The following is a 13,511-nucleotide window of genomic DNA, read 5'->3' as shown; positions in this document are numbered from 1 at the left end:
AGGGTTTCAAGTGAACAAGTGGTTGATTCCAGCGGTGACCGCCGTGGCTTTGCTCAGCGGCTGCTCTACCGTACAGCGTGGTTCGATCCCGGTGGTGGATTCCGGCACGACCGTGTCCAACAGCGAACGCCTGTCGGCCAGCGGCGGTTTCCGCAAGACGACGGTCAAGCGCCCAGTACAAGGCCAGGCGCAATCCCAGGCCATCCCCCAGGGTGATACTGGCGTAGTGGTGATGGTGCCGGGTGGCGGCGCCACGACTTCGGCTCCGATCAGCACCTCGCCGATCGTTCCGGGCCCGGCGTCCGGCGGTATCACGCCGGGGCCGTACACCCCGTCGCCGGTCGAGTCGGCGCCGATCAACACGGGCAGCTACAGCATGCCCTCGACGCCAAGCGGGATTCCTTCGGCCAGCAGTGCCGGTGGTCTGTCGGCGGATGAGCAACTGGATGGCCCGGTGCTCGCCTTGCTGACTACTGCACAGCAGCAACAGGCCGGCGGTGACCTCAACGGCGCGTCCTCCAGTCTGGAGCGCGCCCAGCGCGTAGCCCCGCGTGAGCCGCAAGTGCTTTATCGTCTGGCGCAAGTGCGCATGGCTCAAGGTGATGCGCCACAGGCCGAGCAGTTCGCCCGTCGTGCGCTGACCATGGCCAACGGTCGTCCGGACTTGCAAGCCAACCTGTGGGAAATCATCGCGCAGTCCCGTGAGAAGCAGGGCGACTCCGCCGGCGCGGCTCTGGCTCGTCAGAAGGCCAAGGTTTCGCTCTGATGGATACTCGTTTCCCGAAAATCGCTGATCAGTTGCTGCTGATCGAGCGTGAGTTGCGTACTCAAGGCTGGTGGGATGAGGTTCAGCCATCGGTAGAAGCCTTGAGCAGTGTCGAGCCGTTTTCGGTCGACACGCTGGATTTCGAGCAATGGCTGCAATGGATCTTCCTGCCGCGGATGAAGATGATCCTCGAGCAGGATCTGCCGCTGCCCAATGCCTCGGGCATTCAGGAAATGGCCGAAATGGTCTTTGCCCAGCGCAATCTGCAGGGCAAGGATCGACAGCTGCAGGTGCTGCTCAAAGAGTTCGACCTGCTGATCACTGCTTCGCGCTGAACCGCAAGCTGCCAGTACCTACTGGCAGTTCTGCGCAATCTGTTTCTGCGTTTCGCCGATGCGCTCCTGCCGTTGTGCATCGTCGAGGCGCCGCATTTCTCCCTCCACTTCCTCTCTCAAGCGTGGATTGTTCTGCAATTGCGCCAGGTTCGTCCGTGCCTGTTCGCAAAACGCCCTGAGCTGCGCCTGCTGCTCCGCCACCTGTTTCTTGACCTTGTCGTCGATGGTTTTCTGATCGCCCAGCGCGCCGCTGCCAGGCATTGCTGCAGGTTTCGGCGGGGGCGAGGAGGGCGTTTGCACGGTGGTGGCCGGCTGCCCTTGCGGAGGCTGCGCATCGAAGTGAGTGACGCCTTGGGCATCGACCCATTTGTAGATCTGAGCGGCCGAGCACCAGGGGCTGAGGCCGATCAGCAGAGTTAACAGAAGCGTTCGCATGCTGATTCCTTGGCAAAATTGCGCAATTGACGCTAACAGAGTAGCGGTTTTCAGGTTTTTTCTTGCGTTCTCATGTGCTTACCCACAATTAAGCACATTGACGGCTTGACTTGGAGAGGGCGAAACAGAAGAATCCAAAGTCCGCTGTAGAGGGACTGCCAGAAGCAGACCCACTCGGTAGATCATGAGGCGCATATCCGCGTCAACCTGTTACACCCGCAACGCGTTACCTCGCGCTGGGTGGGAAAGGCCCGCAACACTTGGGACGATCCCAATACTTGCTCAGTCAGTGCTGACGTAGTCGGCGACCACCGTCGCTCATGCTCTGCCGAGAAGTAAACCTATTAAGACCCGCCCCTTTTTGTGGACGGTATTCTGGCGTTTTAGAGGTGAACAACGTGGAGCTTTTATCTGGCGGTGAGATGCTCGTCCGCTTCTTGCGTGACGAAGGCGTCAAATATATCTACGGGTACCCGGGTGGTGCTCTCCTTCATGTTTACGATGCCCTGTTCAAAGAACCGGAAGTGACCCACATCCTGGTTCGTCACGAACAAGCGGCTACCCATATGGCTGACGGCTACGCCCGTGCCACCGGTAAAGCCGGCGTGGTATTGGTGACTTCCGGTCCAGGCGCCACAAACGCCATCACCGGTATCGCCACCGCCTATATGGACTCGATTCCCATGGTGATCATTTCCGGTCAGGTGCCAAGCACCATGGTCGGCACCGACGCGTTCCAGGAAACCGACATGATCGGTATCTCCCGGCCGATCGTGAAGCACAGCTTCATGATCAAGCACGCCTCGGAAATCCCGGAAGTCATGAAGAAGGCGTTCTACCTGGCGCAATCCGGTCGTCCGGGCCCGGTCGTGGTCGATATCCCGAAAGACATGACCAACCCGGCCGAGAAGTTCGAATACGTCTTCCCGAAAAAAGCCAAGCTGCGCTCCTACAGCCCGGCCGTTCGCGGTCACTCCGGGCAAATCCGCAAGGCGGCAGAAATGCTCCTGGCGGCCAAGCGTCCGGTCATGTACTCCGGTGGTGGCGTGATCCTCGGCAATGGTTCCGCCCCGCTGACCGAACTGGCAAAAATGCTCAACCTGCCAGTGACCAACACCTTGATGGGCCTGGGCGGTTTCCCTGGCACCGACCGTCAGTTCATCGGCATGCTCGGCATGCACGGCAGCTACACCGCCAACCTGGCGATGCACCATGCCGACGTGATCCTGGCTGTCGGCGCGCGTTTCGATGACCGTGTGATCAACGGCGCGGCAAAATTCTGCCCGAACGCCAAGATCATCCACATTGACATCGACCCTGCTTCGATCTCCAAGACCATCAAGGCTGACGTGCCAATCGTTGGCCCGGTGGAGAGCGTCCTGACCGAAATGGTCGCGATCCTCAAGGAAATCGGCGAGACCCCGAACAAGGAGTCCGTTGCCAGTTGGTGGAAGCAAGTCGATGAATGGCGCGGTGATCGCGGCCTGTTCCCTTATGAAAAGGGCGACGGCAGCCTGATCAAGCCGCAGACCGTGATCGAGACCCTGTGCGAAGTGACCAAGGGCGATGCCTTCATCACTTCCGACGTGGGCCAGCACCAGATGTTCGCTGCGCAGTACTACACGTTCAACAAGCCGAATCGCTGGATCAACTCCGGTGGCCTGGGCACCATGGGCTTCGGTTTCCCGGCGGCCATGGGTATCAAGTTGAGCTTTCCGGATGACGACGTTGCCTGCGTCACCGGCGAAGGCAGCATCCAGATGAACATCCAGGAGCTGTCGACCTGCCTGCAATACGGCTTGCCAGTGAAAATCGTCATCCTGAACAACGGCGTTCTGGGGATGGTTCGTCAGTGGCAGGACATGAGCTACGGCAGTCGTCACTCGCATTCTTACATGGAGTCGCTGCCTGACTTCGTCAAACTGGCTGAAGCCTACGGTCACGTCGGCGTGCGCATCACCGATTCGAAAGATTTGAAGTCGAAGATGGAAGAAGCGTTCGCCATGAAAGATCGTCTGGTGGTGATCGATATTTCGGTCGATACCAGCGAGCACGTCTATCCGATGCAGATCAAAGACGGCTCCATGCGCGATATGTGGCTGAGCAAGACGGAGCGTACTTAATCATGCGGCACATTATTTCCCTGCTTCTGGAAAACGAACCCGGCGCTCTGTCTCGCGTAGTCGGCCTGTTCTCGCAGCGCAACTACAACATCGAAAGCCTGACCGTGGCCCCGACCGAAGACCCGACCCTGTCGCGTCTGACGCTGACCACCGTTGGCCACGATGAAATCATCGAGCAGATCACCAAAAACCTGAACAAGCTGATCGAAGTGGTCAAGCTGGTGGACCTGTCGGAAAGCGCTCACATCGAGCGCGAGCTGATGCTGGTCAAGGTCAAGGCCACTGGCGCCCAGCGCGCCGAGATCAAACGCACCACCGATATTTACCGTGGACAGATCGTCGATGTCAGTGCCAGCGTGTATACCGTTCAATTGACCGGTACCAGCGACAAGCTCGACAGCTTCATTCAGTCCATCGGCACCGCATCGATTCTGGAAACCGTCCGCAGCGGCGTGACCGGCATTGCCCGCGGCGACAAAGTACTCAGCATCTAAACCAAATTAGCGAATGGCCTGAACGGCCTGGATATATAGGGGAAATTCATGAAAGTTTTCTACGATAAAGACTGCGACCTGTCGATCATCCAGGGCAAGAAAGTTGCCATCATCGGTTACGGCTCCCAGGGCCACGCCCAAGCGTGCAACCTGAAAGACTCCGGTGTCGACGTTACCGTCGGTCTGCGTAAAGGTTCGGCGACCGTTGCCAAAGCTGAAGCTCATGGCCTGAAAGTAACTGACGTTGCTTCCGCTGTTGCTGCTGCCGACCTGGTCATGATCCTGACCCCGGACGAGTTCCAGTCTTCCCTGTACAAGAACGAAATCGAGCCGAACATCAAGAAGGGCGCCACTCTGGCCTTCTCCCACGGCTTCGCGATCCACTACAACCAGGTTGTGCCGCGTGCTGACCTCGACGTGATCATGATCGCGCCGAAAGCCCCGGGCCACACCGTTCGTTCCGAGTTCGTGAAAGGCGGCGGTATTCCTGATCTGATCGCGATCTACCAGGACGCTTCGGGCAACGCCAAAAACGTCGCCCTGTCCTACGCAGCTGGCGTGGGTGGCGGTCGTACCGGCATCATCGAAACCACCTTCAAGGACGAGACTGAAACTGACCTGTTCGGCGAGCAAGCCGTACTGTGCGGCGGTACCGTTGAGCTGGTCAAAGCCGGTTTCGAAACCCTGGTTGAAGCTGGCTACGCGCCGGAAATGGCTTACTTCGAGTGCCTGCACGAACTGAAACTGATCGTTGACCTCATGTACGAAGGCGGTATCGCCAACATGAACTACTCGATCTCCAACAACGCCGAATACGGCGAGTACGTGACCGGTCCGGAAGTGATCAACGCCGAATCGCGTCAGGCCATGCGCAATGCCCTGAAACGTATTCAGGACGGCGAATACGCCAAAATGTTCATCAGCGAAGGCGCAACCGGCTACCCTTCGATGACCGCCAAGCGTCGTAACAACGCCGCTCACGGTATCGAGATCATCGGCGAGCAACTGCGCTCCATGATGCCGTGGATCGGTGCCAACAAGATCGTCGACAAAGCCAAAAACTAAGTCGTCGTTCCTTGTATAAAAAAACGCGGCCTCGGCCGCGTTTTTTCGTTTGAGCCGGCGCTTCTGGTATAAAGCTGCAGCGTTTGTGGCCGAACCGTCGTCCCAGACACCTGTCGAAACTTTCCAAATACGTTGCAAGGTAATGTCCATGAGCGAACGTCCCGAAGAGCCGAACCAGGCTTCTGACGCCGAAAGCCTGCTGCCCATCGATGAACACGTCGAGGAAGGGCACGACGCAGAAGGTCGTAAAGTCCGGCATCGTGGTATATATCTGCTGCCGAACCTGTTCACCACTGCGAACCTGTTTGCAGGGTTTTATTCCATCATCAACTCGATGAGTGCCCAGGCTGCCTTGAGCGCCGGGGACGCTACCAACGCGAGCAAGTATTTCGCCTTCGCCGCGATCGCGATTTTCGTCGCCATGGTGCTCGACGGTCTCGATGGCCGTGTCGCGCGCATGACTAATACGCAAAGCGCATTCGGTGCCGAGTATGACTCGCTCTCCGACATGGTTGCCTTTGGTGTGGCGCCGGCGCTGCTGGCCTTCGGCTGGGCGCTGGGCGACATGGGTAAGGTCGGCTGGATGGTCGCCTTCATCTATGTGGCCGGTGCGGCGTTGCGTCTGGCGCGTTTCAACACTCAGGTCGGTACAGCTGACAAGCGCTACTTCATCGGTCTGGCCAGCCCGGCGGCTGCAGGCGTGGTGGCGGGGATTGTCTGGGCGTTCAGCGACTACGGAATCCAGGGTTCTAAGATGTCGTTCCTGGTCGCCTTGATGGTGGCTGCTGCCGGCATGCTCATGGTCAGCAACATCAAGTACAACAGCTTTAAAGAGCTGGATCTGAAAGGGCGTGTACCGTTCGTGGCGATTCTTGCTGTCGTGCTGGTGTTCGCCGTTGTGTTCAGTGATCCACCTCGTATTCTGCTGCTGGTGTTCCTCGCTTACGCGGCTTCCGGCCCGGTGCAGTACCTGTTGCGCCTTCGTCGTCACAAAAACGCCGAGTGATGTAATTTCCCGCATACTCCGCAGTCTATGGGTGCATCTGTCCTCCAAAGCTGCGGAGTTGTCATGCTGATCAATATCCCCAAAGCGTCCGACTGCCATGAGTCGGATGTCACGCCTGAATCCATTTATCTTTCTCGTCGACAGTTGCTCGGAGCTACTGCGACCGGTATCGCCGTGAGCAGCATGCCGCGTTGGGCTGTCGCAGAAGATACGGCGCGCTACGCCGACGTCGAGTCGGGCAAGGCGCCTGCCTGGTTTAAAGAAAAGCTGCCTTCCACCAAGTGGGGTGCAGTCAACGTCAAGGATGAGGCGATCACGCCTTACAAAGACGCGACCCACTACAACAACTTCTATGAGTTCGGTACCGACAAGGGCGATCCGGCAGCCAATGCCGGTTCGCTGAAAACCGAGCCGTGGAGCGTGGTGGTGGACGGAGAGGTGGGGAAGCCCGGACGCTATGCGCTGGAAGACTTCATGAAACCGTACCAGTTGGAGGAGCGTATCTATCGCCTTCGCTGCGTTGAGGCCTGGTCGATGGTTATTCCGTGGATCGGTTTTCCGATCTCTGCGCTGCTCAAGCAGGTCGAACCGACCTCTAACGCCAAGTACATTCGTTTTGAGACCCTGCAGGATCCCAAGAGCATGCCCGGTCAGCGGTCTGGTTTTGCCTTGATTGACTGGCCATATGTAGAAGGCTTGCGCCTGGACGAGGCGATGAATCCCTTGGCGATTCTGGCCGTTGGCATGTATGGCCGCGAATTGCCAAATCAGAACGGAGCGCCGTTACGCTTGGTAGTGCCGTGGAAGTACGGGTTCAAAAGTGTCAAATCCATTGTGCGTATCAGTCTGGTCAGCGAGCAACCGAAGACGACCTGGCAGAGCATCGCGGCGGATGAGTATGGCTTCTATGCCAACGTTAACCCTACTGTGGATCATCCGCGCTGGACTCAGGCGCGGGAGCGTCGGCTGCCCAACAGCTTGTTTAAACCGAATGTGCGCGATACCCGGATGTTCAATGGTTATTCCGATGAAGTGGCTTCTTTATATACAGGGCTCGATCTGCGGAAGAACTACTGATGCGATATCCATACTGGCGTGCAGGTGTTTTCATCGTGGCGGCGATCTGGCCATTGCTTTGGTTCTATCAGGCGTTCGCGGATTTGCTCGGTCCCGATCCTGGCAAAGTGCTGGTCGATCGGCTGGGGTTGGGGACATTGGTGCTGCTGTTGATTACATTGGCCATGACGCCTCTGCAGAAGTTGACGGGGTGGGCGGGGTGGATTGCTGTTCGCCGTCAGTTGGGATTGTGGTGTTTTGCTTATGTGGTTTTGCACTTGTGCAGCTATATGGCATTTATTCTGGGCTTCGACTGGTCTCAGTTGGGCGTGGAGCTGCGTAAGCGTCCGTACATTATTGTTGGCACGCTGGGTTTTCTCGGCTTGTTGGCGTTGGCGGTAACGTCCAATCGCTACAGTCAGCGTCGTTTGGGTGTGCGCTGGAAGAAGTTGCATCGGTTGGCTTACGTGATTCTGGGTCTGGGATTACTGCACATGCTGTGGATCGTGCGGGCAGACCTTAAGGAGTGGACGATCTATGCCTTTATAGGTGCAGTGCTTTTACTGCTGCGTGTACCTATGGTTGCAAGGCGAATCCGGCGATTGCCGGCTAAAAAGCAGGTTTTGCAATAAAACTGAAATTAACGGTTGACGGCAGATTCTGGAGGTCTATAATTCGCCCCACTTCCGGCGCAGTCGAAACGGAAAACTCCTTGAGATTCAAAGAGTTACGCAGTTTTCGACAGCGGCTTGCTTCAGTTCATCGAAGCCTGGAAGGAGTTGAAAATGTCGGCATGTCTGGCGCTTTTAACGGTTCGATCTTCTCGGTCGAAAGCGGTGAAAAAAGGGTGTTGACAACAGCGAGTAACGCTGTAGAATTCGCCTCCCGCTAACGAGAGATAGGAAGCGCAAGTGGTTGAAGTTGTTGAAGAAATCTTCGAAAACTTCTGAAAATAATCACTTGACAGCAAATGAGGCTGCTGTAGAATGCGCGCCTCGGTTGAGACGAAAGATCTTAACCAACCGCTCTTTAACAACTGAATCAAGCAATTCGTGTGGGTGCTTGTGGAGTCAGACTGATAGTCAACAAGATTATCAGCATCACAAGTTACTCCGCGAGAAATCAAAGATGTAACCAACGATTGCTGAGCCAAGTTTAGGGTTTCTTAAAAACCCAAAGATGTTTGAACTGAAGAGTTTGATCATGGCTCAGATTGAACGCTGGCGGCAGGCCTAACACATGCAAGTCGAGCGGATGACAGGAGCTTGCTCCTGAATTCAGCGGCGGACGGGTGAGTAATGCCTAGGAATCTGCCTGGTAGTGGGGGACAACGTTTCGAAAGGAACGCTAATACCGCATACGTCCTACGGGAGAAAGCAGGGGACCTTCGGGCCTTGCGCTATCAGATGAGCCTAGGTCGGATTAGCTAGTTGGTGAGGTAATGGCTCACCAAGGCGACGATCCGTAACTGGTCTGAGAGGATGATCAGTCACACTGGAACTGAGACACGGTCCAGACTCCTACGGGAGGCAGCAGTGGGGAATATTGGACAATGGGCGAAAGCCTGATCCAGCCATGCCGCGTGTGTGAAGAAGGTCTTCGGATTGTAAAGCACTTTAAGTTGGGAGGAAGGGCATTAACCTAATACGTTAGTGTTTTGACGTTACCGACAGAATAAGCACCGGCTAACTCTGTGCCAGCAGCCGCGGTAATACAGAGGGTGCAAGCGTTAATCGGAATTACTGGGCGTAAAGCGCGCGTAGGTGGTTCGTTAAGTTGAATGTGAAATCCCCGGGCTCAACCTGGGAACTGCATCCAAAACTGGCGAGCTAGAGTATGGTAGAGGGTGGTGGAATTTCCTGTGTAGCGGTGAAATGCGTAGATATAGGAAGGAACACCAGTGGCGAAGGCGACCACCTGGACTGATACTGACACTGAGGTGCGAAAGCGTGGGGAGCAAACAGGATTAGATACCCTGGTAGTCCACGCCGTAAACGATGTCAACTAGCCGTTGGGAGCCTTGAGCTCTTAGTGGCGCAGCTAACGCATTAAGTTGACCGCCTGGGGAGTACGGCCGCAAGGTTAAAACTCAAATGAATTGACGGGGGCCCGCACAAGCGGTGGAGCATGTGGTTTAATTCGAAGCAACGCGAAGAACCTTACCAGGCCTTGACATCCAATGAACTTTCCAGAGATGGATTGGTGCCTTCGGGAACATTGAGACAGGTGCTGCATGGCTGTCGTCAGCTCGTGTCGTGAGATGTTGGGTTAAGTCCCGTAACGAGCGCAACCCTTGTCCTTAGTTACCAGCACGTTATGGTGGGCACTCTAAGGAGACTGCCGGTGACAAACCGGAGGAAGGTGGGGATGACGTCAAGTCATCATGGCCCTTACGGCCTGGGCTACACACGTGCTACAATGGTCGGTACAGAGGGTTGCCAAGCCGCGAGGTGGAGCTAATCCCATAAAACCGATCGTAGTCCGGATCGCAGTCTGCAACTCGACTGCGTGAAGTCGGAATCGCTAGTAATCGCGAATCAGAATGTCGCGGTGAATACGTTCCCGGGCCTTGTACACACCGCCCGTCACACCATGGGAGTGGGTTGCACCAGAAGTAGCTAGTCTAACCTTCGGGAGGACGGTTACCACGGTGTGATTCATGACTGGGGTGAAGTCGTAACAAGGTAGCCGTAGGGGAACCTGCGGCTGGATCACCTCCTTAATCGACGACATCAGCTGCTCCATAAGTTCCCACACGAATTGCTTGATTCATTGAAGAAGACGATAGAAGCAGCTTTAAGCTCCAAGCTGATAGCTCTTAGCTAATCAGTTACGCGCTCGAAATTGGGTCTGTAGCTCAGTTGGTTAGAGCGCACCCCTGATAAGGGTGAGGTCGGCAGTTCGAATCTGCCCAGACCCACCAATTTTGTATGGGGCCATAGCTCAGCTGGGAGAGCGCCTGCCTTGCACGCAGGAGGTCAGCGGTTCGATCCCGCTTGGCTCCACCATTAACTGCTTCTACTTGTTAGAGTTTAGAAATGAATATTCCAGTGCGAATATTGATTTCTAGTCTTTGATTAGATCGTTCTTTAAAAATTTGGGTATGTGATAGAAAGATAGACTGGATAACACTTTCACTGGTGTTTATTCAGGCTAAGGTAAAATTTGTGAGTTTAATCGCGAATTTTCGGCGAATGTCGTCTTCACAGTATAACCAGATTGCTTGGGGTTATATGGTCAAGTGAAGAAGCGCATACGGTGGATGCCTTGGCAGTCAGAGGCGATGAAAGACGTGGTAGCCTGCGAAAAGCTTCGGGGAGTCGGCAAACAGACTTTGATCCGGAGATGTCTGAATGGGGGAACCCAGCCATCATAAGATGGTTATCTTGTACTGAATACATAGGTGCAAGAGGCGAACCAGGGGAACTGAAACATCTAAGTACCCTGAGGAAAAGAAATCAACCGAGATTCCCTTAGTAGTGGCGAGCGAACGGGGACTAGCCCTTAAGTGGCTTTGAGATTAGCGGAACGCTCTGGAAAGTGCGGCCATAGTGGGTGATAGCCCTGTACGCGAAAATCTCTTGGTCATGAAATCGAGTAGGACGGAGCACGAGAAACTTTGTCTGAATATGGGGGGACCATCCTCCAAGGCTAAATACTACTGACTGACCGATAGTGAACTAGTACCGTGAGGGAAAGGCGAAAAGAACCCCGGAGAGGGGAGTGAAATAGATCCTGAAACCGTATGCGTACAAGCAGTGGGAGCAGACTTTGTTCTGTGACTGCGTACCTTTTGTATAATGGGTCAGCGACTTATTTTCAGTGGCGAGCTTAACCGAATAGGGGAGGCGTAGCGAAAGCGAGTCTTAATAGGGCGTCTAGTCGCTGGGAATAGACCCGAAACCGGGCGATCTATCCATGGGCAGGTTGAAGGTTAGGTAACACTGACTGGAGGACCGAACCGACTACCGTTGAAAAGTTAGCGGATGACCTGTGGATCGGAGTGAAAGGCTAATCAAGCTCGGAGATAGCTGGTTCTCCTCGAAAGCTATTTAGGTAGCGCCTCATGTATCACTGTAGGGGGTAGAGCACTGTTTCGGCTAGGGGGTCATCCCGACTTACCAAACCGATGCAAACTCCGAATACCTACAAGTGCCGAGCATGGGAGACACACGGCGGGTGCTAACGTCCGTCGTGAAAAGGGAAACAACCCAGACCGTCAGCTAAGGTCCCAAAGTTATGGTTAAGTGGGAAACGATGTGGGAAGGCTTAGACAGCTAGGAGGTTGGCTTAGAAGCAGCCACCCTTTAAAGAAAGCGTAATAGCTCACTAGTCGAGTCGGCCTGCGCGGAAGATGTAACGGGGCTCAAACCATACACCGAAGCTACGGGTATCACGCAAGTGATGCGGTAGAGGAGCGTTCTGTAAGCCTGTGAAGGTGAGTTGAGAAGCTTGCTGGAGGTATCAGAAGTGCGAATGCTGACATGAGTAACGACAATGGGTGTGAAAAACACCCACGCCGAAAGACCAAGGTTTCCTGCGCAACGTTAATCGACGCAGGGTTAGTCGGTCCCTAAGGCGAGGCTGAAAAGCGTAGTCGATGGAAAACAGGTTAATATTCCTGTACTTCTGGTTATTGCGATGGAGGGACGGAGAAGGCTAGGCCAGCTTGGCGTTGGTTGTCCAAGTTTAAGGTGGTAGGCTGAGATCTTAGGTAAATCCGGGATCTTAAGGCCGAGAGCTGATGACGAGTTACCCTTTGGGTGACGAAGTGGTTGATGCCATGCTTCCAAGAAAAGCTTCTAAGCTTCAGGTAACCAGGAACCGTACCCCAAACCGACACAGGTGGTTGGGTAGAGAATACCAAGGCGCTTGAGAGAACTCGGGTGAAGGAACTAGGCAAAATGGCACCGTAACTTCGGGAGAAGGTGCGCCGGTGAGGGTGAAGGACTTGCTCCGTAAGCTCATGCCGGTCGAAGATACCAGGCCGCTGCGACTGTTTATTAAAAACACAGCACTCTGCAAACACGAAAGTGGACGTATAGGGTGTGACGCCTGCCCGGTGCCGGAAGGTTAATTGATGGGGTTAGCTAACGCGAAGCTCTTGATCGAAGCCCCGGTAAACGGCGGCCGTAACTATAACGGTCCTAAGGTAGCGAAATTCCTTGTCGGGTAAGTTCCGACCTGCACGAATGGCGTAACGATGGCGGCGCTGTCTCCACCCGAGACTCAGTGAAATTGAAATCGCTGTGAAGATGCAGTGTATCCGCGGCTAGACGGAAAGACCCCGTGAACCTTTACTATAGCTTTGCACTGGACTTTGAATTTGCTTGTGTAGGATAGGTGGGAGGCTTTGAAGCGTGGACGCCAGTTCGCGTGGAGCCATCCTTGAAATACCACCCTGGCAACTTTGAGGTTCTAACTCAGGTCCGTTATCCGGATCGAGGACAGTGTATGGTGGGTAGTTTGACTGGGGCGGTCTCCTCCTAAAGAGTAACGGAGGAGTACGAAGGTGCGCTCAGACCGGTCGGAAATCGGTCGTAGAGTATAAAGGCAAAAGCGCGCTTGACTGCGAGACAGACACGTCGAGCAGGTACGAAAGTAGGTCTTAGTGATCCGGTGGTTCTGTATGGAAGGGCCATCGCTCAACGGATAAAAGGTACTCCGGGGATAACAGGCTGATACCGCCCAAGAGTTCATATCGACGGCGGTGTTTGGCACCTCGATGTCGGCTCATCACATCCTGGGGCTGAAGCCGGTCCCAAGGGTATGGCTGTTCGCCATTTAAAGTGGTACGCGAGCTGGGTTTAGAACGTCGTGAGACAGTTCGGTCCCTATCTGCCGTGGACGTTTGAGATTTGAGAGGGGCTGCTCCTAGTACGAGAGGACCGGAGTGGACGAACCTCTGGTGTTCCGGTTGTCACGCCAGTGGCATTGCCGGGTAGCTATGTTCGGGAAAGATAACCGCTGAAAGCATCTAAGCGGGAAACTTGCCTCAAGATGAGATCTCACTGGAACCTTGAGTTCCCTGAAGGGCCGTCGAAGACTACGACGTTGATAGGTTGGGTGTGTAAGCGCTGTGAGGCGTTGAGCTAACCAATACTAATTGCCCGTGAGGCTTGACCATATAACACCCAAGCAATTTGCAGGCTTTGAGCTGAAAAGCGAAAGGTCACCAGATTGCGGTGTGTGAAGACGAAACGAACCGAAAGTTCGAGAGAAACACACAAA

The 13,511-nt window shown here is 55.0% G+C and carries 9 protein-coding genes, 2 tRNA genes and 2 rRNA genes; 12 read left to right on the top strand and 1 reads right to left on the bottom strand.

From position 1 onward, the window contains the following. Nucleotides 1-10 precede the first annotated feature (10 nt). Nucleotides 11-766, top strand: a complete 756-nt coding sequence (locus AC0J41_RS21975) for a tetratricopeptide repeat protein (protein ID WP_473013602.1) — start codon at nucleotides 11-13, stop codon at nucleotides 764-766. Further along, complete coding sequence (locus AC0J41_RS21970; protein ID WP_215502122.1) at nucleotides 766-1,101, top strand: YqcC family protein; 336 nt, start codon at nucleotides 766-768, stop codon at nucleotides 1,099-1,101. Before AC0J41_RS21975 ends, AC0J41_RS21970 begins: the two co-directional genes overlap by 1 nt. A gap of 18 nt (nucleotides 1,102-1,119) precedes the next feature. Here AC0J41_RS21970 and AC0J41_RS21965 read toward each other — a convergent pair whose 3' ends face one another. Next, nucleotides 1,120-1,536, bottom strand: coding sequence for a DUF4124 domain-containing protein (locus tag AC0J41_RS21965; protein WP_473013601.1), 417 nt, complete (start codon nucleotides 1,534-1,536; stop codon nucleotides 1,120-1,122). Between the two features lie 398 nt (nucleotides 1,537-1,934). On the opposite strand from AC0J41_RS21965, the gene AC0J41_RS21960 reads away from it, so the two are divergent. The 10 genes from AC0J41_RS21960 to AC0J41_RS21915 all read left to right on the top strand — a co-directional run bounded on the left by AC0J41_RS21960 (nucleotide 1,935) and on the right by AC0J41_RS21915 (nucleotide 13,407). Beyond that, on the top strand, nucleotides 1,935-3,659 hold the full coding sequence (locus AC0J41_RS21960) for an acetolactate synthase 3 large subunit (protein ID WP_025108843.1): 1,725 nt from the start codon (nucleotides 1,935-1,937) through the stop codon (nucleotides 3,657-3,659). 2 nt (nucleotides 3,660-3,661) lie between these two features. Then, a complete protein-coding gene (gene ilvN / locus AC0J41_RS21955; RefSeq protein ID WP_003205610.1) occupies nucleotides 3,662-4,153 on the top strand; it encodes an acetolactate synthase small subunit in 492 nt (163 codons plus the stop codon). A gap of 48 nt (nucleotides 4,154-4,201) precedes the next feature. Further along, a complete protein-coding gene (gene ilvC, locus AC0J41_RS21950) occupies nucleotides 4,202-5,218 on the top strand; it encodes a ketol-acid reductoisomerase (RefSeq protein WP_003228216.1) in 1,017 nt (338 codons plus the stop codon). Between the two features lie 148 nt (nucleotides 5,219-5,366). Beyond that, nucleotides 5,367-6,224, top strand: a complete 858-nt coding sequence (gene pssA / locus AC0J41_RS21945; protein ID WP_025108844.1) for a CDP-diacylglycerol--serine O-phosphatidyltransferase — start codon at nucleotides 5,367-5,369, stop codon at nucleotides 6,222-6,224. A 63-nt stretch (nucleotides 6,225-6,287) separates the two neighbouring features. Continuing rightward, nucleotides 6,288-7,301, top strand: coding sequence for a protein-methionine-sulfoxide reductase catalytic subunit MsrP (gene msrP, locus AC0J41_RS21940; RefSeq protein WP_473013600.1), 1,014 nt, complete (start codon nucleotides 6,288-6,290; stop codon nucleotides 7,299-7,301). Next, the gene (msrQ, locus tag AC0J41_RS21935) at nucleotides 7,301-7,912 is read left to right on the top strand and encodes a protein-methionine-sulfoxide reductase heme-binding subunit MsrQ (protein ID WP_473013599.1); all 612 of its coding nucleotides are present in this window, start codon (nucleotides 7,301-7,303) and stop codon (nucleotides 7,910-7,912) included. The genes msrP and msrQ overlap by 1 nt, the downstream gene beginning before the upstream one ends. A gap of 553 nt (nucleotides 7,913-8,465) precedes the next feature. Next, nucleotides 8,466-10,002, top strand: a 16S ribosomal RNA gene (locus tag AC0J41_RS21930). Nucleotides 10,003-10,126: 124 nt separating this feature from the next. Further along, nucleotides 10,127-10,203: transfer RNA gene (locus AC0J41_RS21925), tRNA-Ile, on the top strand. A gap of 9 nt (nucleotides 10,204-10,212) precedes the next feature. Further along, nucleotides 10,213-10,288: transfer RNA gene (locus AC0J41_RS21920), tRNA-Ala, on the top strand. Between the two features lie 227 nt (nucleotides 10,289-10,515). Then, a 23S ribosomal RNA gene (locus AC0J41_RS21915) occupies nucleotides 10,516-13,407 on the top strand. The 16S and 23S rRNA genes sit together here with 2 tRNA genes alongside, the layout of an rRNA operon. Nucleotides 13,408-13,511: the final 104 nt, after the last annotated feature.

The organism is Pseudomonas sp. Arb-4-2C, assembly GCF_055755015.1.
Note: the sequence above shows the minus strand (reverse complement) of the source record. Positions and strands in the feature narration are given on the sequence as shown.

Coding starts and splice junctions, on each gene's coding strand:
- AC0J41_RS21970 (WP_215502122.1), top strand. CDS start 766: ATGGATACTCGTTTCCCGAAAATCGCTGATCAGTTGCTGCTGATCGAG.
- AC0J41_RS21965 (WP_473013601.1), bottom strand. CDS start 1,536: ATGCGAACGCTTCTGTTAACTCTGCTGATCGGCCTCAGCCCCTGGTGC.
- ilvN (WP_003205610.1), top strand. CDS start 3,662: ATGCGGCACATTATTTCCCTGCTTCTGGAAAACGAACCCGGCGCTCTG.
- ilvC (WP_003228216.1), top strand. CDS start 4,202: ATGAAAGTTTTCTACGATAAAGACTGCGACCTGTCGATCATCCAGGGC.
- pssA (WP_025108844.1), top strand. CDS start 5,367: ATGAGCGAACGTCCCGAAGAGCCGAACCAGGCTTCTGACGCCGAAAGC.
- msrP (WP_473013600.1), top strand. CDS start 6,288: ATGCTGATCAATATCCCCAAAGCGTCCGACTGCCATGAGTCGGATGTC.
- msrQ (WP_473013599.1), top strand. CDS start 7,301: ATGCGATATCCATACTGGCGTGCAGGTGTTTTCATCGTGGCGGCGATC.